We start from the raw sequence: 26,216 nt of genomic DNA, 5'->3' as shown, positions 1-26,216 counted from the left end.
TCTATGTTATTATATTACTACTCATTTTTTATCTCACCCGTATCGTCGCAGAAATTCAGATAGATACGCTGTCCTTTGCTTGCGCTGACAAACGGTTTCACCTCATCACCATTACCACGGTACTTAATAACACATGAACTGCTGGTGCGGTCTTTGGGATATGCCATGAACTCTGTTTGCCACCAATCCCACTTGATGCTTACATATGCACGTACACCGCCATCGTCAGCCTCGGTGTCTCCTGGCAGTGGGGGAGATACGAACTGGCCATTCATTGTTGTAGGAACCGTAAACTTAACATAGTCTGTATAGTTGGTTCTCAATGTCTTTTCCACCCAGAAGTCCTTAATGTCATCACCAAGAACATCTTCTAATGCAGGACCGATGAGCCATACATTAGCTTCGTAGAATCTGTAGGTCAGGGTTAACTGACGTTTCTCATTATTGCCGACGCCTTCAACCAGCATAATGTACCAACCTGGAGTATCTGTCGTTACAAGTCCGTCGTTAGATACATAGAAGCCAAGTGTATTACATTTGTAGACTGGAGTGATCATATTGTCGTCAAAGTTTGGCTCTCCCTTAATTGGACTGAGGCGAACACCCCTCTTGTCAAGCCAAACCATACGCCAATGGTTCTGGGTAGAGTTGTTGACCTGTATGGTCTTGACTGCTTTCTCCCAATCGTTATCGTTAAATGTACCAATGACGAATAATGAGTCAGGCATCACAACATCAGGCAGAGCGAAATTAAGTTTGACCTTGTTCAGTTTAACGATGTTTGACGTAGTCTCTGTTTCAGGAGTTCCGGCAATGTAAGCACGGATACGTATGTAAGCTGGTGTCTCAACAGGGAAGTCTTCCTGTTTCAGTCCTTTCTTTTTAATCATCTGCTTGGTGGTTGCCATGGCAATCTCTTTGCCAGGAACAATCATCTTATTCTGATAATAGGTTGTTGTCAGCTCACTGGGATCAGACATGTCGCTATCTATTGATATCTGTATAACATATGTCACCGTTGCTGGAAATCCGTAGCTGGGTGCCGTACAGGTCAACGTCACTGAGTCTGTGTTTGCCAAGTCGTATGTACTATTGGCAAACGTCGGCGTGTTTAATGTAATGGGCTCTTGTGTCTTTGACAGGTCTATGACGGGATTGTCATCGCGATCAGCATCACAAGCTACCATAAAGAAAACACTTACCATCAATGAAAATATAATGCTTAACTTTTTCATATCTGTATAGTATTATTAGGTTTGCTTAATTGTAATTAGGCTTAATGTTGGGGTTCGCATTCAATTCGCTGTCAGGAATGGGGAAGATATTGAAGCGCTTGTCGAACTGTGTTCCGGCCTTTGTTCCGCCCATCCATTCCCAAGTATAGTCGCTCTGACCTGCAAAGCGGTTCCAGCGAACAAGTACCATACGGCGCATTCCTTCAAAGCCAAACTCGCGTGACCATTCCTGGAAGATGTTCTCCAGTGTAACACTGGTTAAAGCCTCCGGGCTTGTTCCATCGTACTTGTTGGAACTCTTAACATTGGCACGCTTACGCAAATCCTTGATACGCTCTATGCCTGCCGATGTACATGTTCCATCATTCAGACGAGCATCGGCTTCAGCAGAAATGAGGTATGCCTCAGCAAGACGCAACATGGGATAGTCGGTGTCGACAAAACGACCGCTGGGGTCGTGTCCCGATGTGCCATCAGCATGGAGGTTGTTGTATTTCATATAGACGAGACCATTGCTTGTAGATGATTCAGTCTCGATACTCATGGTCTGACCAGTGGTGTAGAAAATAGCACGGTCGTCTCCAGCACTCGTTACGATGTCCTTGGGAAGACCACTGGGGGCAGAGGATGATTTGCTGCCAAAGAATACCTGAGAGAACTGTTTGCGTGCGCGTACGCCACGGTCCCATGCCTGATTGGTGCCGTAACCCTTGATGGCATCACCATTTTCATCAGTAGCACCATAAAGATCCATTTCACGCATCTTGTCTGACATGTTGCTTGCTATCATGTAGAGTGAACCACCCCATGTCTGGGTTTTGTCACCATCATGAAGGGCAGGGAGAATGATTTCGTCTTGAGCACCGTTGGTGTCGTTATCGCCCATGAAGAGTAATTGGTAAGCGCTGAAACCATTCTTCGGAGTCGTACAAAGCTTATAGCTGGTGTTTATCGCTTTGTCTGCATAGGTCTTCGCATCGTTCCAACGAGCAGTACCTGTATATACTTCTGCGTTTAGATACATGCGAGCCAGCAGCAGATAGCCTGCAGCCTTGTCGGCACGGCCATAGTCGGTAGCCTTCGCGTCTGCTAATACCTCATTGCCAGAGCCTTCTCCAATAATGTCTAACAGTTCGCCTTCCAAATATTTGAAGAGGTCTGCGCGCTGAATCTGAGGCGCTTTTTCGCTCGACAATTTAGTCAGGAACGGTGGATTGGCATAGAGGTCCATCAGATAGAAATAATGGAATGCGCGCATGAAACGAGCTTCGGCACGCTTCTGAAGAGTCGCTGCGTCAGATCCCGTGGCACTGTCCAGATAGAAATTACATAGTGTCACACCAAACATGAGTCGGTAATATAGTGCCTTAGTCAGCACATTCGAGTTTGTCCATGAGTTATGATTCAACTCAGGAATACCAGGGTCGTTCCACCAGCAGTGTCCTTCGTCTGTAGTGAGCACATTAAGATACCAAATAAGACGTGTCATATTTGAAGTACCTTCATCGATGTCGTCCAAGTCGGAACTACCATTAGGACCTGTCTGTCCAGTGAGAACAAGATTACTATAGATTTTGTTGAAGATATAGTCTTGGTTGAAGTCTGACAGATCTTGGGGATTAATATTTTCAACCTCCAAGTCTTTCACGCATGACGTGAAAAACATTCCGCAGGCAATAGCGACCACAGTTGTTATATATTTCAGTTTCATAACTTTTATTCTTTTTACTGTTTTACCTTAATACTGTGTTAGAAGTTCAAGCTGACACCAAGAATCGTCGTGATAGGACGTGGGTAAATGTCGCCATCAACGCCACTGGCTACCTCAGGATCAATTCCTGTATAGTTGGTAATCGTCATAACATTTTGCACAGTTGCATATGCACGTCCGTTTATCGAAGTACCAAACAGCTTGTTAAAGCTATAACCTAAAGTTATGTTATCCAGCTTCAAGAACGAAGCATTCTCTACAAAGTAGTCTGAAGCATACTGCTGCTGCGAAACATTAGTAAAGCCTCGTTCTACCGCTACAGTGCGCAGGTTGTTCAGGTTACCATTGGTGTAAACTGAACCAGCGCCGACATTGCTGGAACCTGAAGCTGTGCTGTTAAACACGTAGTTGCCCAAGCTTGCACGCATAGAGAAACCAAGGTCCCAATTCTTGTATTGTACTTTTGAAGACAGACCCATCAGCACATCAGCTGCAGGCTTGTAGTAATAGTAGCGGTCGCCACTATCCAGATAGCCATTACCATTGCGGTCAACAAATGCGTTGGGGATTGGCTTGCCATTTTGGTCGTAAACCTGCTGGTAAACGTGGAAGGCACTGACTGGCTTACCTACGGTATGGGCCTGGATGTTACCACCCGTACCAGTCAGTCCACCACCAGTCTCAACGAAGTAATCCGCGCCGACACCATCTATCAACTCGTCAATCTCGTTGTGGTTATAGGTGAAGTTGTAACTAACTTCCCACTGCCAGTCCTTGGTCTGAATAGGGCGTACGGTTGTCATGAACTCGAAACCGGTGTTGTGTAGTGAACCGATATTGCTAGTCACCTTGTTGCGGAAGTTAGAACCGGCTGCTACAAATACGGTGTTAATCAGATCGGTAGTCTTACGGTAGTACCAGTCTAAATTAAATTCAAGTCGGTTGTTCAAGAATGATAAGTCAATACCGGCATTCCATGTTGTTGTTTTCTCCCATGTCAGATGGGCGTTGAAGGCCTCAGGACGGTAAGTCGTACCATTATCCAGTACAGGATATAAGGCATGTGAGTTTGTGTTTGGCTTGAATACAGGAATGTAGGTGTAATCTCCAATACCTTCCTGCTGACCGGTGATACCCCAACCTAAGCGGAGCTTGGCATCGGTGAGCACGTCAATGTTCTTGAGGAAAGACTCTTCCTTCATCTTCCATGCCAAGGCCATGGCAGGGAAGTAACCCCATTGCTGGTTTGGATTTCCCTTCATCCAATTGAAACGTGAAGAACCGTCAGCACGAAGTGTGAAGGTCAGCATGTAGCGGTCCATCAATGAGTAATTCAAACGGCCGAAGAAAGATACAAGGAAGTTCTCTGTCTTATACATTGTAATCTGGTCTGCCTTAGGAGCATCGTAATAAGTACCCTCTGCATATTTTGTGTTGCCAGCAGGGTAGGTTCCATGGCCGAACCAGTCTGTCTGCTTGTGGAAATGCTGCCACTCATAACCGGCCATTGCGTCAAAGTGATGTACATCAGCAAAATCCTTCATGTATTGTGCGTATAATGATAGCTGCAGGTTATACGTGTCCATCGTGCTCCAGTTTGTCCAACCATAGTAGTTGGCAACGGCAGAGTTTGGCTGCCTGTCTGTATCCTGCTTACCAGTTGAAAGATCCATGGCGGCATTCATGTGCAAATGCAGGTCTTCGAAGCCATGAATAGAATAGTCGGCTTCAATATTACCAATCAAAGACTTTGAGGTAGCACGGTCGTTAGTCTGATTTAATGCAGCAACAGGGTTTCCTGTTCCCTTGTTGGTGTATTTCCAGTTTGCTGCGCCATCATAGCTTGCACCAGTAAAGTTCTGAACATAGCCACCAAAATAGTCACGATAAACAGGATAATCGCTCTTAACGGCCTTCGTAGGATCCATAGCTATAGCTGCTCCTACTACACCAGGCGCATAATGATTTTTTGCTATCATACCCTTACCGTTGATGTTCAATTTCAGTAGACTGGGAGAGAGGTTGAAACTACCTGTAAAGCGCTCAAATTTGTCGGTCTTGACTACACCTGATTGATTGGTATAACCTATAGAGACACGATAGGGCATGTTCTTCATGCCACCAGACATCGTTAAGTTGTGGTCTGTAGAGAGAGCTGTCCGGAAAATCTCATCTTGCCAATCAGTGTTGGCATACTGCTTGTTTCCGTTTGCATCATAATAGCCAAGCTCGGCATATGCATCGCTGTCCTCTCCATAGAGTTTTTTGATATAGCTCATCAAACCAGGACCATCAAGGACATCAGTAGTCTTCTTCACGCTAGCGATAGATACGTTGCTGTTATAATTGAACGTGGGCTTCTGTCCAGAGCGTCCTTTCTTGGTAGTAATAATGATGACACCATTTGATGCACGGCTACCATAAATTGCGGTAGCTGAAGCGTCCTTCAGCACGGTGAACGACTCGATATCGTTCGGGTTTACCATAGAGAGGGGGTTGGACAAACCCTGTACACCATAGTTGTCCATGGCCAAACCATCGATAACTATCAAAGGGTCGTTAGAGGCGTTCAGAGAAGAACCGCCACGAATACGAATCTGGGCGCCACCGCCGGGACGACCGTCACCAGAGATGACACTCACACCGGCAATCTTACCACTGATCATGTCTTGTGCATTGACGTTCAGGCCGTGGTTCTTTTCATCAGGTTTGATGGCTGTAACAGAGCCGGTCAGGTCGCTTTTCTTTGCGCGTCCGTAACCAATAACTACGACGTTTTCAAGAACTGCGGTGTCGTCCTTAAGGACTACCTCTAAGTTTGCAGCAGCTTTCACGGTGGCCATCTGATAACCTACATAGGAAATCTGGATGTCGGCTCCCTGCTTGGCTTGCAGCGTGAAGTTACCGTCGAAGTCGGTAATGGTGGCATTTTGTGTGCCAGCCACGCGTACAGTTGCGCCGATGATAGCTTCACCTGTAGCATCTTTCACATGACCTTTCACCGTAATGTTCTGTGCAAAGGCTCCCATAGCCAGGAAAAGGCCCACAACAAGGGCTAACATCCTGAATGGTAATTTAATGTTTACCTGCTTCATCATTACAATAGTTTAATTAATTAAAAGTTAGTTATTAGTATAATATGTTATTGTTTATTGTTGTTCAAATGGGCCTTTGTTTGTCTTTATCGTTTTAGCTGTTATAGTTAGAAATCCGTTGCAAAGATAGATTTTTTTCAATCCGTTGATACTTTTTAATGATTAAAATCGTTATAGTAAGTGGTGCAAACGTTTGCAATTTTATTTGCTAACGAAATAAGTTCATAGGAGAACACCCGATTTAATTATTTAATAATTTTGCAACATCATAAAACTATGAATATCCAAAACGACATGAAAGAGAATACTTCGTTGACAATGAAAGACATAGCAAGGGAACTGGGCATCTCCGTTGCTACGGTGTCGCGAGCCTTGAAAGATTCTCCCCGCATATCAAAGGAGCAGCGCTTGCGCATACAACAGTTTGCACGCGAGCATAATTTCGTTCCCAACCATTTGGCAGAGATGTTGCGTTTGTCAAAGGTTAAACCTCAGAAACTGATCGGTGTGATTCTGCCAGAACTGGTACACTATTATTTCTCTTCTGTCCTGAAAGGTATCGAGGAGGAGGCGGCAGCCCATGGCTACCATATCGTGGTGGCAGTGAGCAACGAGCACTACGAGACGGAGACCAAGCTGTGTCAGTCGTTCATTGAGATGAAAGTTTGTGGTGTCATTGTGTCTCAATCGAAGGATACTCATAATTACGATCACTTCAACAGGTTGATAGAAGCTGGTGTGCCCCTGGTTTTCTATGATAGAATATGTACGGGCATCAACGCCAGTCGGGTAGTGGTAGATGACTATATGGGTGCCTTCAATGCCGTGAGCTATCTCATCCGCACAGGTTGTCGTCGCATTGCCTATTTCGGTTCACCGCTGAACCTGGAAACGTCCAAGAACCGTTTCAATGGCTATAAGGATGCGCTGTTGAAGAATAAGATCCCGTTTGACGAATCGATGACACGCATCTGTGACACACGTCACGATGCCGAGTTGATGACACCGACGCTTTTCGATGGTGACGTCTATCCCGATGCCTTCTTTGCCATCAACGATGATACAGCTTTAGGCATACTCTACACGGTGAAACATATGGGTATGCGTGTGCCCGAAGATGTGTCTATCTGTGGCTTTACCAATGGCATCAGGGCCACGTCTTGCGACCCGATGCTTACCACGGTAGAGCAGCGCGGCGAGATGGTGGGCGAGGAGGCTGCCAATATCCTCATTGGTTATGTAGAAGGCACTATCCCAAGAGATCATGTAGAGAGGCGACTGGTCAGAACACGCCTGATTGTCAGGGGCACCACGAGGTGAACACTGACGGGATGTTGGCCAACGAGCGTTCCTGAGGGAACCAAACGAAGTACTGATGACTAAGAAACAAAACAATATGAAACAAAAACCTAATTTAAACTTTTGGAAGCTCTGGAACCTGAGCTTTGGTTTCTTTGGCGTACAAATAGCTTATTCGCTGCAGAGTGCAAACATCTCTCGCATCTTTGCCACGCTAGGTGCTGATCCTCATTCACTCAGTTTCTTCTGGGTGCTGCCTCCATTGATGGGCATGCTTGTGCAACCCATTGTCGGCACGCTTAGCGACAATACCTGGACGCGTTTCGGTCGTCGTATTCCTTATCTGTTCGTCGGTGCAGCAATGGCTGTTCTCGTCATGTTGCTACTGCCCAATGCGGGTTCTTTCGGTCTTTCGGTGGGTGCCGCCTTGTGGTTTGGCGCCTGTGCCCTGATGTTTCTCGACACCTCTATTAATATGGCTATGCAGCCTTTCAAGATGTTGGTGGGCGATATGGTCAATGAGAAACAGAAGACGAAGGCTTATTCCATCCAGTCGTTCTTGTGTAATGCCGGCGGACTCATCGGCTTTGCTTTTCCTTTCATCTTCACGGCTGTAGGTATCGCCAACACCGCTCCTACGGGTGTGGTGCCCGATTCGGTTATCTATTCCTTTTATATAGGTGCACTTATCCTGATCCTCTGTGTGATCTATACGACCCTCAAGGTGAAGGAGTGGACGCCACAGGAATATGTAGAGTATAACGCACCTTCTGAACAGAAGGAAGAAAGTGCCAACTGGATTGCGCTGTTGCGCAAGGCGCCAGCTGCATTCTGGCAGGTAGGACTGGTGCAGTTCTTCTCATGGGCCGCCTTCCTGTATATGTGGAACTATACCACGGGCACTATCTCTGATACCGTATGGGGCACAACGGATGTCGCTTCGGCAGGCTATCAGGAGGCAGGCAACTGGACAGGTATTGTCTTTGGTGTGCAAACGTTAGGCGCAGTATTGTGGGCCATGGTACTGCCTCAGTTCAAAAATGTGAAATTTGCCTATGCCTTCAGTCTGCTGCTGGGTGGCCTGGGCTTCGCGCTAGTCCCCTTTGTACACGATCAGTATGTGCTCTTTGTCCCCTTCTTGCTAATCGGTTGCGCATGGGCAGCCATGTTGGCCATGCCGTTTGCACTGGTCACCAATGCCCTTCAGGGCTACGGACACATGGGCGCCTATCTTGGCTTGTTCAACTGCACCATCTGTTTGCCTCAGATTGCGGCAGCCCTGTTGGGTGGTGTCATCCTCTCGCTGGTGGGCAGTCATCAGTACAACATGATGTTCATTGCAGGCGCTATGCTGGCAGTGGGTGCACTCTGTGTAACTATTATTAGGGGTAAATCTTCCGACTAATATTTGGCATTGTGCAAACGTTTACGTGCAACAAAATTCGAAATATATCCATAGAAGCAAAATAGTAATCCATAAAATTGCTATTTTTGTAGCAATTATAACTAAATAAGCGTATGAAATTACTATTCAACCTTGATTATCAGACATCATTTGGCGAACAATTGGTGATGAATATCATAGTAGATGACAACCAGACGGAAGTTCATACCATGTCAACGAGCGACGGATTGCACTGGACGGCTGAGATCTCTTGCTCAGAGAAAGGTTGTTTTGACTACTACTATAGTGTATGTCGCGGAAACAAGGTGATGCGCCATGAGTGGCTTGTTGAGCCTCATAGACTGGAGTTGACGTCCGTGAAAGGCGCTTGCTACAGAGTCTTTGACCACTGGATTGATATCCCAGAGGATAGCTTCCTCTATTCATCAGCCTTTACAGACTGTGTGATGGCTCGTGAGTGCAAACCGAGCACCAACACCGAGTATGCGCATACGATACGCTTAAAGGTGCGTGCACCCCAGTTGCAAACCGGTTCTCAACTGGCCATTGTGGGCAATGCATCCTATCTGGGTTATTGGGATTGTGCCAAGGCACGTCCGATGACAGAGCATGCATACCACGAGTGGGTCATCAGTCTGGATGCCGACAGGCTGCCCGAGATGTTCGAGTTCAAGTTTATCATCATGGGCGAGCCCGTGGTTTGGGAGAATGGTAGCAATCGTGTGTTGTTGAATTCAGAAATGTCACATGGCGAAGTGGTGGTCTATGAGTTGAACCAAGCCTGGTTCTCTATTCCTTCGTGGAAGGGTGCCGGTACGGTTGTGCCCGTCTTCTCTTTGCGCTCAGAAGGCAGTTTTGGCGTGGGCGACTTCGGCGATCTGAAGCTGATGGTTGACTGGTGTGCCAAAACGCAGCAGCGCATCCTGCAGGTGCTGCCCATCAACGATACCACGATTACGCACACTTGGCAGGACTCCTATCCCTATAACTCCATCAGCATCTATGCGCTTCATCCGCAATACACCGATCTGCGACAGTTGCCAGCGCTGAAAGACGAGGCCCAGCGTGCTTCGTTCGAACAACTTCGTCAGGAGTTGAACGCACTGCCACAGATAGACTATGAGCGTGTGAACAAGGCGAAGATGGACTATCTGCAGGCTGTTTTTGCACAAGAGTGGACCGGCATCAAGCGCCGTGCCACCTATAAGACCTTCTTTGAAAACAATAAAGACTGGCTGGAACCCTATGCCCGGTTCTGCTATTATCGTGATAAATACGCCACGGCCCAGTTCTCAGAGTGGCCAGCTAAGTTGCCTAAGGCCGACCAGAAAACCGTAGAGTTCTGGTATTTCGTTCAGTATAATCTCGACCAACAGATGCGTGCCGCTCACGATCATGCCCGCCAACAGGGCGTTATCCTGAAGGGTGACATCCCCATCGGCATCTCGCGCTATGGCGTTGAGGCTTGGGTAGAGCCACGCTATTTCAATCTGAACGGACAGGCAGGTGCTCCGCCCGATGCCTTCTCTGTCAACGGACAGAACTGGGGCTTCCCCACCTACAACTGGGACGAGATGCTCAGTGATGGTTGTCAGTGGTGGGTGCGCCGCTTCCGCAAGATGCAGGAGTATTTCGATGCTTATCGCATTGACCACGTGCTGGGCTTCTTCCGTATCTGGGAGATACCCATCGATGCCGTTCATGGCTTGTTGGGTCAGTTCTCGCCAGCGCTGGGCATGACTAAAGAAGAGATAGAAGCCTACGGCCTACACTTCCAGGAAGAGTTCTTCACACGCCCCTTCATTGCCGACTGGACACTGCAGCGCACCTTTGGCGAACGAGCTTCCTACGTGAAGGAACACTTCCTGAACCACCTGCACGATGACATCTGGGAGATGAAACCCGAATTTGACACCCAGCGCAAGGTGGAAGCATGGGCAAAGGATAAGAACGAGGATGCCCTGCGCGACGGACTGTATGCCCTCATTAGCGACGTACTCTTTGTGCGCGACCGCAAGGATGCGCATAAGTTCCATCCCCGCATTGGCGTTCAAAACGATTTTATCTACGAGGCCCTGTGGGACAACGACAAGGATGCTTTCAATCGTCTTTACAACGATTACTTCTATCGTCGCAACAACCAGTTCTGGTATACCGAGGCCATGAAGAAGTTGCCCCTGCTGACCCAAGCCACTCGCATGCTGGTTTGTGCAGAAGACCTGGGCATGGTGCCCGACTGCGTACCCTGGGTGATGGACGAGTTGCGCATACTCTCGCTCGAGATACAGTCCATGCCAAAGAACCCCACCGTGCGTTTCGGTCATCTGCAGCATAATCCCTATCGCTCGGTGGCCACCATTTCCACACACGACATGGCCACACTGCGCCAGTGGTGGGATGAAGACTACGAGCAGACGCAGGCCTATTACAACCAGATGCTGCACCATGATGGTCCGGCACCACATCCCCTGACAGGCTATCTCGCCGAGGAGATTGTGTCCATGCACCTCATGTCGCCATCCATGCTTTGCCTGTTGTCACTTCAAGACTGGCTGAGCATCAACGAGCAGTTGCGCCTGCCCGATGCCGATGCCGAGCGTATCAACATCCCCGCTAATCCACGTCACTACTGGCGCTATCGCATGCATCTCACCATCGAACAGTTGATGCAGGCCGACGCCTTCAACCGCGAGGTGGCCATGTTGATACGCCGTGGAGGAAGATGAAATAACTCTTTTTAATAATATATCAAAAAGCTAGATTGTAAGTATGAAAATTAAAGCACTCTTCGCAGTGTTGGCTGTGCCCGTGATGGCGATAGCCGCTGAGGTAAAATCGCCTAACGGCAATGTGGTAGTAAACTTCTCTGTAGATGGCAATGGCCGTCCTGTCTATGAGATGAGCTACAAGGGGAAAACCGTTGTAGCCCCCTCGCACTTGGGACTCGAACTGGCCAAGGACAAGCATGCATCCAAAGGTATGGATGAGACCAACCTCTTGGATGGTTTCAAGATCAAGAAAGAGGAAACTTCAGAATTCAGCGAGACTTGGCGCCCGGTATGGGGCGAGACCAGTGCCATTCTGAACCATTATAATGAGTATGCCGCAACGTTGCTGCAGGAAAAGGAACAGCGCGAGATCGTGGTTCGCTTCCGCGTCTATAACGACGGTATCGGTTTCCGTTATGAGTTCCCACAGCAGAAGAACCTGAACTATTTCCTGATTCAAGAAGAGAAGACCGAGTTTGCCATGACTGGCGACCACACCGCCTGGTGGTTGGCTGGCGACTATGACACTCAGGAGACAGAGACTCAGGAGACAAAGCTCTCTGAGATCAGAGGTCGTCTGAAGCAGGCCGTGAACTGGGGCAACTCGTCGGTAGCAGTGTTCTCTGAGACTGGTGTGCAGACGTCCCTGCAGATGAAGTCGGCCGATGGCTTGTATATCAACATCCACGAGGCTGCCTGTGTGAATTATGCCACTATGCATCTGGAACTGATTGATGAGCAGACCAAGGCCTTCTCTACCAAGCTCGAAGGCAACAGCAACGCATACACACCCTGGCCAAAGCCCTCTGTTTGTCCGTTGCCAAAGCCCTTCACCTTCGTCAGCCACCTCACACCCGATGCCACTGGCCTGAAGGGTTGCATGCAGACACCTTGTCAGTCGCCCTGGCGCACGGTGATGGTCAGCGATGATGCCCGCGATATGCTGTCGTCAAACCTCATCCTGAACCTCAACGAGCCTTGCGCGCTTGATGATACCTCTTGGATTCACCCCACGAAATACTGCGGTGTGTGGTGGGAGATGATTGTGGGCAAGAGCTCATGGAACTACACTGACGACTATCCCTCTGTATATATAGATAAGGTGGATTGGAACAGCGTGAAGCCCAATGGTCGCCATGCAGCCAACAATGAGAAGGTGAAGCGCTATATCGACTTCGCTGCCGAGAACGGACTGGACCAGGTGCTGGTAGAAGGTTGGAACATCGGTTGGGAAGATTGGGCCAACATGTGGAAGCGTGATGTCTTCGACTTCGTGACCCCTTATCCCGACTTCGATATCAAGATGCTGAACGACTATGCGCATTCTAAGGGCGTGAAACTGATGATGCACCACGAGACCAGTTCTTCTACGCAGAACTACGAGCGCCACATGGAGAAGGCCTATAGCCTGATGAACAAGTATGGCTACGATGCCGTGAAGAGTGGTTATGTGGGCGACATCATCCCACGTGGCGACCATCACTATAGCCAGTCCATGAACGACCACTACCTGTTGTGCATCAAGGAGGCTGCCAAGCATCATGTCATGGTCAATGCTCACGAGGCCGTACGTCCTACAGGTTTGTGTCGTACCTATCCAAACCTGGTGGGCAACGAGGCTGCCCGTGGTACCGAGTATGAGGCCTTCGGCGGTTCTCGTCCCGACCACACCGTCATTCTGCCCTTCACCCGTCTGCAGGGTGGTCCGATGGACTACACCCCCGGTGTGCTCGAGACCCAGCTGAAGACCTGGAGCGACAACCCCAACTATGTTCACACCACGCTGGTAGGTCAGCTGGCACTCTACGTCACCTTCTACAGTCCGCTGCAGATGGCTGCCGACCTGCCCGAGAACTACGCCAAGTATATGGATGCCTTCCAGTTTATCAAGGACGTGGCCGTGGACTGGGACGAGTCAAAATATCTCGAGGCCGAGCCTGCCGACTATATCACAGTGGCTCGTAAGGCAAAAGGCACCAACAACTGGTTCGTTGGTGGCAAGTGCGATGAAAACGGTCATAAGTCAGTCATCAAGCTCGACTTCCTCGACAAGGGACGCAAGTACGACTGTACCATCTATGCCGACGCCAAGAATGCCCATTACGAGACAAATCCAAAAGCATATGTAATTACCAAGAAAGTTGTTAAACAGGGTGATGTGCTGAAGCTCACCGAAGCTCCTGGAGGTGGCTTTGCCGTATCGCTCATAGCAAGATAAGCCTATGAAAAAAGCAGTATTAGCAGGAATGGCAGCGTTGATTGTTGCGTGTGAACCAGTGAAAGAGTGTTTCACGTTCGATGAGGTGACCTATACCCCCCGTCAGACGGTATTCAAACTTTTTGCACCTTCTAACGCCACCTGTCAGGTGGTGATAGGGGAGGATACCCTTCAGATGGAGCAATTGGCCGACACCATTTGGACTGCTACTGCTGTGGGCGACCAGAAAGGCAAGACCTACGAGTTCCTGGTCAACGGCCAGGCCTCGCCAGGTGTCTTTGCCAAGGCCGTCACTGTCAACGGCCAGAAGGGCGTTGTCGTGGATATGGCCGAAACCAATCCCAAAGACTGGGATGCGGATATCCCCGTGCGTCGTCCTTTCAAGGATATCATCGTCTATGAGATGCACCACCGCGACTTCTCGGTGGCCAACGAGTCGGCTAAATATCCCGGCAAATATCTGGCACTAACAGAGCTGTGGGCCATCGATTATCTCAAGGAGTTGGGCATCAATGCGGTGCACATCCTGCCTTCCTACGACTATGGTTCGGTGGACGAGACCCGTCTCGACGAGCCTCAGTACAACTGGGGCTACGACCCGGTGAACTACAACGTGCCCGAGGGCGGCTATTCCACCGACCCCTACACCCCCACCACACGCATCACCGAGTTTAAGCAGATGGTGCAGGCGCTCCATCAGGCCGGCATCGCCGTGATTCTGGATGTGGTGTATAACCATACGTACAACATCGACAACAGCAATTTCCAGAAGACCTATCCCGACTATTTCTATCGTAAGACCACCGACGGCCAGTATTCCAATGGCTCTGGTTGTGGCAACGAGACGGCCAGCGAGCGCCCCATGATGCGCCGGTTCATGATCGAGAGTGTGAAATACTGGGTCAACGAGTACCACATCGATGGTTTCCGTTTCGACCTGATGGGTGTTCACGATATTGAGACCATGAAGCAGATACGTGCTGCCCTCGACAAGATAGACCCTGCCATCTTCATGTATGGCGAAGGATGGAGTGCCGGTGCATGTGCCATCCCCAACGAGCAGTTGGGCATGAAGGCCAACATCCGTCAGCTGCCTGGCATTGCTGCTTTCTCCGATGACATGCGCGATGCATTGCGCGGCCCCTTCTCCGATGATAGTAAGGGTGCTTTCCTTGCCGGCATCCCTGGCATGGAGGAAAGCTTAAAGGCCGGCATTGCTGGCATGATCGTTCATCCACAGGTGGACTATACCAAGGTGAACTACTCTGACGCTCCTTATGCTCTTGAGCCTACACAGATGATGGCGTATGTGAGCTGTCATGACGACATGTGTCTCACCGACCGCTTGCGTTCCAGCATACCAGGCATCAAGGACGACGAACTGGTGCGTCTCGACCTGCTGGCACAGACTGCCGTGTTTACCTCTCAGGGCATCCCCTTTATGTTGAGCGGCGAAGAACTGTTGCGCGACAAAAAGGGCGTGCACAACTCTTTTGAGTCGCCCGACAGTGTCAACCAGATAGACTGGCACCGTAAGCAGCAATACCCGCAGGTGTTCAACTACTATAAGAACCTCATCGCACTCAGAAAGAATCATCCGGCTTTCCGTCTGGGCGATGCAGCGCTGGTCAACAAGCATCTCACGTTCCTCGATACCAACGACGACTGCGTGGTGGCTTATGCACTGAAAGGCCATGCCGGTGGCGACGAGTGGAACGACATCATCGTCGTCCTCAATGCCAACCGCGAGGCAAAAATGGTGGATATCCCCAAAGGCCGTTATCAGGTGGTGTGCTGCGATGGCCAGATCTGCGAGAAAGGACTGGGCGAGGTGCACAGCAACCGCGTGTTGGTAGATCCTCAATCTGCATTAATCATTCATAACTAAGCAAATGAAACGAATCATATTGATGCTGGCCCTTGTGGCACAGTTCACCGCCTCTCATGCGGCAAAGGTTTCTGTTGACCGTATCGAACCTACCGATTGGTACGTGGGATTAAAGAATCCACAGGTTCAGCTGATGGTCTATGGCAAGGGCATACGCGATGTTGCCTCTGTCACCACCGACTATCCTGGTGTGCGTATCGATAGCTTGGTGCGCCTCGACTCGCCCAACTACCTGTTAGTCTATATGAACGTGGGTGATGCCAAGCCTGGCATGCTGACGCTGAACTTCGACAAGAAGAAAGTGCAGTACCAGTTGAAAGCCCGCAAGATGAAAGGTGAAGACCATCGTGGTTTCGATATCAGCGATGTGCTCTATCTGTTGATGCCCGACCGCTTTGCTCAGGGCACTCACCATCAATCGCAGGTGAAAGGCCTGCGTCAGTATCGTGAAGACCGCCAGGCACCATCACTGCGTCATGGTGGCGACTTGGAAGGCTTGCGTGAACATCTGGACTATTTCAACGAACTGGGTGTCACAGCCCTTTGGTTTACGCCCATTTTGGAGAATGACTCACCCGACATGATGGAAACATGGTCCACCTATCATGGTTATGCCTGTACCAACTACTACCGTGTGGATCCTCGCTTTGGCACCAACGATGACTATTGTCGTCTGATTGCCGATTGCCATCAGCGCGGCTTGAAGGTCGTGATGGACATGATTTTCAATCACTGCGGTTTCGAACATCCGTGGGTCAGCGACATGCCTTCGAAAGATTGGTTCAACCAGTCAGAATGGTTGAAGGAGTCGGGAGGCACCAGCGATTCCCGTGGCACCAGTTTCCAGCAGACCAGTTATAAGCTGACACCCGTGGTCGATCCTTATGCTGCCGAGGTTGATAAGCAGGAGACGCAGAACGCATGGTTCGTCTCCACGATGCCCGACCTGAATCAGCACAACCCCCACCTGATGCGCTATCTCATCCAGAACTCCATCTGGTGGATAGAGACAGCCGACATCGACGGCATCCGCATGGATACCTATCCCTATGCCTTCCGCGAGCCCATGGCGCAGTGGATGAAAGAACTGGACGACGAGTATCCTAACTTCAATACCGTCGGCGAGACGTGGGTCACTAAGCCAGCCTATACCGCCTCATGGCAAAAAGACTCAAAATTGTCCGATACCAATAGCTATCTGAAAACCGTGATGGATTTCTCGTTCCAGGAGGCTATGGACTCTGCCAAGCGCGAGGAGACCGATGGCTGGTGGAGAGGCATGAACCGCCTTTACAACTCGTTTGCCTACGACTATCTGTATCCCAACCCTTCGTCGGTGATGGCCTTCCTTGACAACCACGACACCCATCGTTTCTTGGCTAATGGCGAAGACTCGTTGGCCTTGAAGCAAGCCCTGGCGCTGTTGCTCACCGTGCGACGCATTCCGCAGTTGTACTATGGCACCGAGATCATGATGACGGGCACCATGGACCGCAGCGATGGGTATGTGCGCAAGGACTTCCCCGGAGGTTTCCCTGGCGACCAGCACAGCGCATTCACCAAGGAGGGGCGCACGGCCAAAGAGAATCAGATGTTCTCATGGTTGAGCAACCTGTTGCATTGGCGCAATGGCAACGAGACGATTATCCGTGGCATGCAGAAGCAGTTCATACCATATAATGGTATCTATGTCATCAGTCGCAGTTGGCACCGCAACACGGTGATGACCATCATGAACGGCACGTCTCGTCCTGCAGTGATGCCAGTGAAGCGTTATGCCGAGGTCATCGGTTCGGCCACCAAAGTGCAAGATGTACTCACAGGACGCATCTACGATTTGTCGAAGGACTTGAAGCTGAAGCCTCGCCAAACGTTGGTTCTGGAATTCTTAGGAGATTAGTTCCATTTCCGTTAATCAAAGCGCCGCTTTTCCCATCGAAAAGCGGCGCTTTGATTAACGGAAATCTTATCTGCTATTTTTGTTAATTAATTGTAATATTTTTACAATTTCTTGCATTTCTTTTATAACCAATCACATTGTTTTATATATTTGCAGCATCAATACAATAATTAAATAACATAAACCTAAAAATAAGTAATAATGAAAACAAGAGTTCTGTTAATCATGACCTGCCTATTTGGAATTGTTTCTGTTGTAAATGCTCAGCTATCTGTTGACAGCCTTGGTGGTGTGTATATGCCAGGTGGTGTGTCTTCTCTTAAGAACAGGGTAGCGATAGGTACACCCAATAACAATAGCTTTTATAGGCATTGCAACTTTGTATCAACGTTAAGGGGTAACACCTCGGTTTACGGCAGTCGTATTGCCATCTATGGCGATGCTACGGAATCCGTTTCTTCCAGCACATCAAACATTGGCGTGCTTGGTCGTGTAGGCGGTTGTCCTGGAACTAATGACAACTTTGGCGTTTGGGGACAAATAGATAACAGTAAAGGTGCTGCTATTTATGGAATATGTGCTAACTCATATGCTCCTCCAGTTTATGGCTCTTACGCAGGTCTTTTCTCTGGGCCAGTATCTATATACGGAACTTTGTCTGCAACCTCTGTTGTATCCTCCTCAGACATTGCCCTTAAAGAAAACATCGCTCCACTGGAGAGTACAAAGAGAGGTATGAGCGCCCTTGACAATGTCATGGCGATGAATGTCGTAAGATATAACTATACCGACAAGATAGAGGCAGAGAAGAATCTACATTTCGGCCTTATAGCCCAGGAACTGCAGGAGATCTATCCCAATCTGGTAGTCAAGGACCAAGGCGGCTATCTCGGCATCAATTATTACAATTCCACTTCCACCATCAAAATGTGACATTGCTTTGAACAAGCATGATTACATACCTTTAGTGCTTCATTGTGGAGTAAATGTCATTCAAAATGAATTGATAACCCAAGATGCGAATTATATAGGGGATTCATTGCGAATCGGCTATGACGTTACGGATACTATACCATATGGAAATGTTGTCATCGAGCCAGATGCGAAAGTGACAATATTCAGCAATAATGGTGTTGTGATTAAAAATGGTTTTGATTGTAAGTTGGGTGCTGAATTTGAAATTAAATAAGTCATGCATTATGAGTCAATATATTATTTTTGTTTTTATAAAAACCAAATCGAACAAACAATGGTGAAAATAAAATCATTATTTACACTTATGTGTCTCTTGTGTTGTACGACATTGGCTGTGGCACAATCAGATATTTTGTATAGGCCATTTTTGAAGGATGGCAAGTATTGGAAATGTCAAATGGCAGAACGGATATTTGAACAGGTTGGCGAGATAGACGCTTTCTATGATCAGACAACAACATTTAATCTGTGTATAACAGGTGATACCATTATATCAGAGCAAGTTTACAAAAAGATATTGAAAGAAACACTTTCAATTGATAAAGAACTTATACTAACATATCCATCAGAAGCCTCAGAGAACATGGAAAAGCAGATACATATAGATGTATTTGAATCTGCTTTATATCCACAATTCCTCAGAGAATCTGATAGAAAGGTTTATGCACTCAGAGAAGATTGCGAAAAGGAATATGTGCTCTATGATTTTTCTGTGAATGCAGGTGAGAAATTGTCGAAAGACTTCCCCATTGAGAATACTTTTGTCCATAGTATTGATACCGTTACGGCAAACGGTCAGCAGTTTCGTCGATTTGAGCTTGAACCTTTTGGTGGCTATGAGCCTATCTGGGTAGAAGGCGTTGGGCACATTGGAGGTCCCTTTGTGTCAACTATGTCTGTGCTAAATGATGGCAGATCTTATGAACTCCTTTCTTGCTATGAGGATGGTAAGTGCATCTTCACCCAAAAGGACTTCCGTTCTGAGCCTGGTGTTGACCGGATTGAGGACCTCTCCCCAGCCCTCTCCAAAGGAGAAGGAGCTGTCTTCGACCTCCAAGGCCGTCGTCTGAATGCTGTTCCAGCTAAAGGCCTGTACATTAAGAACGGGAAGAAGTTTGTTTCGAAATAATAGGGTTTTGGTCCTAAAACAATAGATTATCGGGACAGGTCTGAAGTGAACCCCAAAGTTTGGGGCCTGAATTCATATCATTTGGCGGCGCTATTCACACCGAATAGTGCCGCTATTCTTTTGCTATTGCGATATGATTCTTTTGCTATTGCTTTTGTTCTAGAGTCTGAAAATGTCATTTCTAGACTTTAGAATAGTAACTTCTAGACTTTAGAATGACCGTTTCTAGACTCTAGAAATGACCTTTCTAGACTTTAGATGAACACCAAAAGTATAACTATTGCAAGCTAAAAGGGGCACTCTTGGCTTGCAATAGTTACGGTATAAGCGTTTAAAAGCGTAACTTTTGCGTGCTAATAGCTGCTGAACGGGTGGGGCAGATACCCTTTATTCGTTCTTAAGAATGGCTGCACGCATATCTTTCAGCAGGTCGCTGGCAAAGATAAAGTCGGTGAGCTTCTGGTTGGTGCTATCAAACAGAGCTGCGGTAAGTACATAGGCAAGACTTACCGCAGCATTTGAAATTAAATCAATTACTACCTAAACTAAATAACTTTTAAACTATACTTATTCATCATACTTCGTTCTCGTCCCGCTCGCTGTCCTCGTCATCGTCCCAGACGTTGTAGGTGCGCGAGGCGGCATTGCTGGCATCGCCATCGGTTTCGGGCGTGTCGAAGGTGACGGTACGTCCACTTGCCGAGAGGTTCATAAAGGGTTCTGACTGTAGCAGAACCATCTCTGTCTGCGGTTTCTGATATTGTTTTTTCATAATAACCTCCTTCCATGATTACTTTCTGATATACTTTTTGCCCTTGCTGACGACGATGCCCTTGCTGTCGCCGACTTTCCGTCCGTCGAGGGTGTAGATGCTTTCCGCAGACCGATGAGCGGGAGCAGTGAGGTCGATGCCCGTTGTCGTACCGTCGTCGAAGACGATGCGGGCAGCAGTAGCACTGGCAGGCACCTTGAAGTAGGCGCGCATGCCCTTCATGGTCTTGGTGGCATCGGCAGGAGCGGCCAGGTTGCCATTGGTCTGCAGGAAGAGGTTGGTGCCGTTGGTCTTCAGCTCAACGGGGCTGTAGGTACCCGTGAACTTGTAGTCGCCGTTGCCCATGCTCTGCGCCTCGGTGTCGGTCATGGTGATGCCGCTGAGGGTGATGTAAGGACCGGTGGTCGTGGCAGGCTTGATGAGACAGGGCATGCCAGCCTCGATGGTGGTTGCCTCCTCGAAATACATCACGTCGCCCTCAACACTCTTCATCTTTGTGATCTTGGTATCGCTGCCGAAGGCTTTAGTCACCTGTGTGGCCGTCATCGAGAAGGGCACGCAGAACGTGTTCCAGTAGTCGGCCGACAGTGTGCGGTTCAGTTTCACGGTGATATCGCTGGCAGGTGCCACGCTGCAGGTTGTGTTCTCGTCGATGGTCTGGTCGGTGCCCAGATAGGTGAGGTGGAAGTTGTCGACCACTGTCCATTCGTTGGCCACGGCATCGCCTTCCTTGATGATGCCGAGCTTCAGAGTGCCGTCGGTCACCACGACCTCGATTTCCTCGTTCACATAGCCACAGTAGCGGTTGACCACCACCGATGCCAGCACAGCATCGTTATGAGGGGGGAAGGTGTATTTTCCTATATCGTAGGTCTTCTGGACGGTCAGGGGGTAGGTGCCGTCACCAGAGGTATGTCCCTTGCACATGGGCTCGTCGAAGGGCGACATGAGGGCTTTCTTCTCGTTGTTGGCAAAATAGAACACCCGCTGCTCATTGGAACCATTGTTTATTAAATCAGCCACAGCATCGTAGAATCCACCGAGGTAGAAGCCCTGGAGGTTGAAGTGGTAGATGCCGTTGGGCAGACCGGTGAGTTGGATGGAGAGTTCTTTCTTATCGGGAATACCTGTACCTGGGTTTAAGTTCTGCATGATGCTGTTGCCCATACGCCAGGATTGACCATTCTCACCTTCACCTTTGAGCGTGAATCCGTCATTGGTCCACAGAGTAGCGCGCTCGTTTTTATTGGCAAAATCGGCATTAGGCACCAGCCAGGAGGCATCCTGTGGTGTAGTTCTCGAGGCATCGGCCACCATCTTTGCCAGTCGTTCCTCCTTGCTGACTATCTGCCATGTGTTCAGCAGCGTCGGTGTGCTGATGTTTGAGTTATCGGGAAGCTCCAGATAGAAGCGCTGCCCGTTGTCTAAAGGTTGTGTAAAAAGATTGTTGGCTGAAAAGCTATGCGCATATTTCACGGCCCTCAGATAAGTGCTGCCACAGTGGATGGTGTAGCCATTGGATACGGAGGCATCGCCAGCTTCGAATATCCATACCCTGTTAGCTGCCTTTTCACTGTCGAAATAGGTTTGGGGGGCGGAGTTCAGGGAGTTCTTGCCGAAGCCGCCGCCCAAGAAGTACCCTTCGCCGCTGGCCACCATATTAATATCAAGGCCACGTGTGCCCAGGTTGCCTAAGGGCTGGAAGAAGTTGCACTTGCTGTCGTTGTTCTGCAGCCATAGTCCGCTCTGCACATTGTAGAGATAGAAGACACCTTTCTGTGGTGTCGTACCGGTGTATGGCGATGTCTGAGCCGTCATATCCAGGGAGACCATCATCACTCCCGCTAATAAAATCATTTTCTTCATAGGCTTTTTTTGTTTGTTAGTATAGTAATAATTCCTGCTCCAAATTTAGGTGATTTCACAGGGCTGTCATGGTAAATTTGTTTTTATTTTCAAGAAAATTGTTTCATTCTTCAGACCGTATGGGCAAAAGTCATTTTATGCCCACTTTTTTCCCTCCTGTGATGTACAGGCCCGACAGTGGGGCAGTGCTCAGTAGACGCCCCTGCATATCGTAGAGACCGCTACCGCACTGGTCATGCATGCCTCCTGCTCCCCTGCCGTAATGGCTGACGGGCTGTCGGATGTTTTGGATGGTTTGCTCAGGGTTCTGGGTATCCATCAGCACCCCTTTGCTCCCATCATAGGCATGAGAGTGACGCCCCCCAAGAGTGAGAAGAGAGTTCTGTTTGTCATTACTTTAGCGTTTCTTGTTCGCGGTCGGGATTATAGTAGCCGCTGACCTGCCGGAGGAATTTCTTCTTCAGCCGCCTGAGCAGGGCAGGCTTCTGGCGGGCGAGATCGGTGTGCTGCGTAGGGTCGGCCTGCAGGTCGTAGAGGGCCCAGTCGCTGACCACACCCAGCTCGTTGCCCGTCTCGTTGGTCTCAGGGCCACGATAGGGCGGCACCAGTGCATACTGACGCCAGCGGTAGGCCAGTCGTCCGCTGGCTTCCACCACGAGGTCGTCGCGGTGCTTCATGCGCTGTCCGAGGAAGGTGTCGAGCATGTCCTTCGAGTCGAGCGAGTCGGGGACGGGCTGGTTGATCAGTCGTCCGAACGATGCCAGCAGGTCCTGCTGTGACACGAGCACCGGACTGTTGACATGACGTGTGTGCCCTTTCCAATAGACGAAGAAAGGAACGCGTGTGCCGGCATCGAAGAGGCTGTACTTGCCCCCTCGCAGCGAGCCGTTGGGGTCGTGCATGAAACGGGTATCGCGCGAGCCGTCCTCATAGCCGTCGTCGAGCACTGGTCCGTTGTCGGAGGTGAAGACGATGAGCGTGTTATCCAGCAAATGGCTCTCTTCCAGCTTCTTGATAATCTGTCCCACGCACCAGTCGGCCTCGACCACCACATCGCCTCGGGGACCGAGTTGCGTGGAGCCTACAAAGCGTGGATCAGCCGTGCGGGGCACATGAGGCTGGTGCAGGCCGTAGTAGAGGAAGAAGGGCTCGTTCAGCCTGCTTACCGAGTCGATGAACCAGCAGGAACGGTCAAGGAAATACTGGGCCATCTCGTCGTCCTTCCACCGTGCCCGCTCGCCCCCTTTCATATAGCCGATGCGGGGAATGCCGTTGACGACGGTATTCTGGTGACCGTGGCTCCACTGCATCTTCACCAGCTCGGGGTTGGTCAGCGCTGTGGGTTCGCCAGGGAAGGGCGTGTCGTAGTCCACGTAGATAGGATCGTTGGCATCGCGTCCCACCACGTCGCCGTTCTCCACATAGACCGTCGGCACACGATCGACAGTAGCAGCGATGATGCACGAGTAGTCAAAACCTATCTCGCGTGCCCCCGGGGCTATGTGGCTGTTCCAGTCAATCTTGCCGGTGCCCATGCCGAGGTGCCATTTGCCCACGGCAGCCGTGGCATAGCCTGCCTGCTGGAACATGCGGGGCATGGTGAACTGCTGGGGTGAGATGAGCAGCGGCGCATCGCCAGGCAGAATCTTCGCCTGTTCGTTCTTCCACGGATACATGCCCGTAAACAGACCGTAGCGCGATGGTGTAGAGGTGGCCGAGGAGGCATGGCCGTCACTCAGACAGACACCCTCAGTGGCCAGGCGGTCGATGTTGGGTGTGTGGATGGTAGTGTTGCCATAGGCACTCACGTCGCCCCATCCCAGGTCGTCGGCCATGATGACGATGACGTTAGGCTTCTCCTGCTGTGCCAGTGCGGGCACTGCTGCCGCGAGTGCCGCCAGCACCGTTGTGGTGTTCTTTCTCATAGGCTTATTCTGTAGATGACGAATGCGTTGCCGGGCAGGGTAATCTTATCACCCTTGCTGACAGTAGTTGTTGTAGTGACTGTGCTGACAGCATCGGGCGTCAGCGGTGTCACCCGCTGGTCGGGTGTGGCAGTGAGGGTCAGAACTTCCGTCTGGCGATTCTTGAAGTTCTTGTCGGTTTTCAGTTCAAACGCCTGAGGCTGTTCGCTCAGATTGATGATCTTCACCACCATCTGCTTGCGCTGCAGGTCGCGACCTGCGGTGACGAAGAGCGTCTGTTCGCCCTCACTGTTGGCCACGTCGAATACCTGGTCCACGGGGTTGTCACGCAGCATCTTGCACAGATAGTAATTGAACGTGCGGGCGCTCACCGTGCTGCTGTTGAGTATCAGCGGCTGCATGTCGTTGCGGTCTATGGATTCCCAGTTGCGCATCAGTGGGCGGTCGGCCATGATGGGGTTCATGTCACCGTTGCGCTCCAGTCCCATCTTGAAGATGCCCTCGGCCAGGATGCTGCCCGGGTAGCGGCCCGACGGTCCGCCCACGCCGTTGCTCTGTATGCCCAGCTCACCGATGAAGATGTCAATGCCGCGCCGCTTGTATACATCGTACTTATGGAAATTTTTCACAGCCCAGGGAATGTCCTTGTAGTAGTGCTCGTCATAGATTTCCACCTCGCTCTTGTCTATGAACTCATCCATGAAACGCTCTTTCTCGCCCTCGGTGCCCAGCGGGCTGTTGGCGATGAAGCGCAGCTGGGGATAGCGCTGCTTCACTGCCGAGTAGATCTGGTGGTACTTCTCGTAATAGACAGGACCGAAGTCCTCGTTGCCTATCTCGACATACTTCAGCGGGAAGGGTTCGGGATGTCCGTTCTTGGCGCGCTCGGCTCCCCATCGGCTGTCGACAGGCCCTATGGCATATTCGATGGCGTCGAGCAGGTCGTTGATATAATAGTTCACGTCGGTCTCCTTGTGGAAGAAATGACCCTGGTCGTCGCGGTGCACCCATTCCGTGCAGGCCATGCCCGTCGGGGTGACATACATGGCATCGCAGCCCATGTATTCGCACAGCTCGTAGAACTCATGGTAGCCCAGTCCGTCGGTACGGTAGTGGGGCTCCCACTTGCACCACTGTCCAGGCCTCTGGGCTATGTCGCCGATGGTCTTCTTCCAGTGGTACATCGTCTCCTCGTTAACGCCATGGACGATGCAGCCGCCAGGGAAGCGCAGGAAGTGGGGACGGTAGTCGATGAGGTTCTGCAGCACGTCGGCACGGAACACTGAGCGTCCGCCGTCGTAGGTGTCCGACGGGAACATCGACACCATGTCTAACTGGAAGCGTCCGCGCTGCGAGGGAACGATGGTGAGCATGCCGGCAGCAATGTTCTTTGTCGGCACGAGTTCACACTCGTATTTCGTCCATTGGCCTTTCCCGATGGTGAACGACTTAGCTTCCGACACGGCCCGTCCCTCCTCGTCGGAGAGTCGGAAGGCGACGGTACCCTCGTAGCCCTCGCTACGGGCATAGAACGACAGGCGGCAGGCCACGCCCTGCTTGAAAGCCATGCCGTTGTAGCCCTGGTTGTGGATGGCGGCACGCCCCAGGTCGTTGCTGATGACGTTGACAGCCATCGAGTGCGGGTTCTGGTCGTTCAGCGGGTGTCGGTCGGTGCAGGTGATGCGTATGGGACTGTTGGACAGCGGTGTGGTAACCCATCCCACCAGCGGGTCTATCTGATAGACGCGCTTGTTGGGGTGCCCAGGATTGGGCACGTCCTTATACTGTCCGTTCTCGATGACAAGTCCTCCGGGGAGGTTGGCTTCCTCGAAACCACGGTTGCGTACCATCTCGGCATAGAGTCCGCCATCGCCGATGTTGCCTATCTCCTCATAGTGCCAGCCATAGATCATGCGCGACACCTTCTTTGCCTTTGCCGTGGTGATGGTCACACTATGGTTCTGGGCCTGGATGCCTGTGGCCATTAGTGCTGTCAGCACTACGGCGGTAAAACATTTGTTTGTCTTCAT

17 protein-coding genes are annotated in these 26,216 nt (G+C 50.2%); 9 read left to right on the top strand and 8 right to left on the bottom strand.

The window, feature by feature from the left end:
• Positions 1-17: 17 nt before the first annotated feature.
• Genes T433_RS0106110 through T433_RS0106100 form a run of 3 tightly spaced genes read right to left on the bottom strand, consistent with a single transcriptional unit; the run spans position 18 to position 6,044 of the window.
• Complete coding sequence (locus T433_RS0106110; protein WP_081778392.1) at positions 18-1,235, bottom strand: SusF/SusE family carbohydrate-binding protein; 1,218 nt, start codon at positions 1,233-1,235, stop codon at positions 18-20.
• A gap of 25 nt (positions 1,236-1,260) precedes the next feature.
• Complete coding sequence (locus T433_RS0106105; RefSeq protein WP_027455239.1) at positions 1,261-2,946, bottom strand: RagB/SusD family nutrient uptake outer membrane protein; 1,686 nt, start codon at positions 2,944-2,946, stop codon at positions 1,261-1,263.
• 38 nt (positions 2,947-2,984) lie between these two features.
• A complete protein-coding gene (locus T433_RS0106100; protein WP_027455238.1) occupies positions 2,985-6,044 on the bottom strand; it encodes a SusC/RagA family TonB-linked outer membrane protein in 3,060 nt (1,019 codons plus the stop codon).
• A 291-nt stretch (positions 6,045-6,335) separates the two neighbouring features.
• Here T433_RS0106100 and T433_RS0106095 point away from each other — a divergent pair, with 291 nt between their 5' ends.
• From T433_RS0106095 to T433_RS0106055, 9 genes are all read left to right on the top strand, one after another.
• Positions 6,336-7,361, top strand: coding sequence for a LacI family DNA-binding transcriptional regulator (locus T433_RS0106095; protein ID WP_027451097.1), 1,026 nt, complete (start codon positions 6,336-6,338; stop codon positions 7,359-7,361).
• Between the two features lie 76 nt (positions 7,362-7,437).
• Positions 7,438-8,745: an MFS transporter gene (locus tag T433_RS0106090; RefSeq protein ID WP_027455237.1), complete on the top strand. Its 1,308-nt coding sequence runs from the start codon at positions 7,438-7,440 to the stop codon at positions 8,743-8,745.
• 113 nt (positions 8,746-8,858) lie between these two features.
• Positions 8,859-11,471: a 4-alpha-glucanotransferase gene (locus tag T433_RS0106085; protein ID WP_027455236.1), complete on the top strand. Its 2,613-nt coding sequence runs from the start codon at positions 8,859-8,861 to the stop codon at positions 11,469-11,471.
• A 43-nt stretch (positions 11,472-11,514) separates the two neighbouring features.
• Positions 11,515-13,731: a glycoside hydrolase family 97 protein gene (locus tag T433_RS0106080; protein WP_027455235.1), complete on the top strand. Its 2,217-nt coding sequence runs from the start codon at positions 11,515-11,517 to the stop codon at positions 13,729-13,731.
• A gap of 4 nt (positions 13,732-13,735) precedes the next feature.
• Positions 13,736-15,619 (top strand): type I pullulanase, encoded by a 1,884-nt coding sequence (gene pulA / locus T433_RS0106075; protein ID WP_027455234.1) that lies wholly within the window; start codon positions 13,736-13,738, stop codon positions 15,617-15,619.
• A 4-nt stretch (positions 15,620-15,623) separates the two neighbouring features.
• Complete coding sequence (locus T433_RS0106070; protein ID WP_027455233.1) at positions 15,624-17,519, top strand: alpha-amylase family glycosyl hydrolase; 1,896 nt, start codon at positions 15,624-15,626, stop codon at positions 17,517-17,519.
• Between the two features lie 201 nt (positions 17,520-17,720).
• A complete protein-coding gene (locus tag T433_RS16195) occupies positions 17,721-18,452 on the top strand; it encodes a tail fiber domain-containing protein (RefSeq protein WP_081778391.1) in 732 nt (243 codons plus the stop codon).
• Positions 18,453-18,459: 7 nt separating this feature from the next.
• Positions 18,460-18,708 (top strand): hypothetical protein, encoded by a 249-nt coding sequence (locus tag T433_RS0106060; RefSeq protein ID WP_027455231.1) that lies wholly within the window; start codon positions 18,460-18,462, stop codon positions 18,706-18,708.
• Positions 18,709-18,891: 183 nt separating this feature from the next.
• On the top strand, positions 18,892-19,623 hold the full coding sequence (locus T433_RS0106055) for a hypothetical protein (protein WP_211249744.1): 732 nt from the start codon (positions 18,892-18,894) through the stop codon (positions 19,621-19,623).
• 574 nt (positions 19,624-20,197) lie between these two features.
• On the opposite strand, the gene T433_RS0106050 is transcribed toward T433_RS0106055, so the two are convergent.
• The 5 genes from T433_RS0106050 to T433_RS0106030 form a co-directional block, all read right to left on the bottom strand.
• Positions 20,198-20,395, bottom strand: a complete 198-nt coding sequence (locus T433_RS0106050) for a hypothetical protein (RefSeq protein ID WP_027455229.1) — start codon at positions 20,393-20,395, stop codon at positions 20,198-20,200.
• Between the two features lie 18 nt (positions 20,396-20,413).
• Positions 20,414-22,261, bottom strand: a complete 1,848-nt coding sequence (locus T433_RS15880; protein ID WP_155808407.1) for a hypothetical protein — start codon at positions 22,259-22,261, stop codon at positions 20,414-20,416.
• 130 nt (positions 22,262-22,391) lie between these two features.
• Positions 22,392-22,580 (bottom strand): hypothetical protein, encoded by a 189-nt coding sequence (locus tag T433_RS0106040; protein ID WP_027455227.1) that lies wholly within the window; start codon positions 22,578-22,580, stop codon positions 22,392-22,394.
• A gap of 73 nt (positions 22,581-22,653) precedes the next feature.
• The gene (locus tag T433_RS0106035; protein WP_052357018.1) at positions 22,654-24,186 is read right to left on the bottom strand and encodes a sulfatase-like hydrolase/transferase; all 1,533 of its coding nucleotides are present in this window, start codon (positions 24,184-24,186) and stop codon (positions 22,654-22,656) included.
• Positions 24,183-26,216, bottom strand: a complete 2,034-nt coding sequence (locus tag T433_RS0106030; RefSeq protein ID WP_027455225.1) for an alpha-L-arabinofuranosidase C-terminal domain-containing protein — start codon at positions 26,214-26,216, stop codon at positions 24,183-24,185. The genes T433_RS0106035 and T433_RS0106030 overlap by 4 nt, the downstream gene beginning before the upstream one ends.

The sequence above is a fragment of the Xylanibacter brevis ATCC 19188 genome, from assembly GCF_000621725.1.
Taxonomy (GTDB): Bacteria; Bacteroidota; Bacteroidia; order Bacteroidales; family Bacteroidaceae; genus Prevotella; species Prevotella brevis.
Note: the sequence above shows the minus strand (reverse complement) of the source record. Positions and strands in the feature narration are given on the sequence as shown.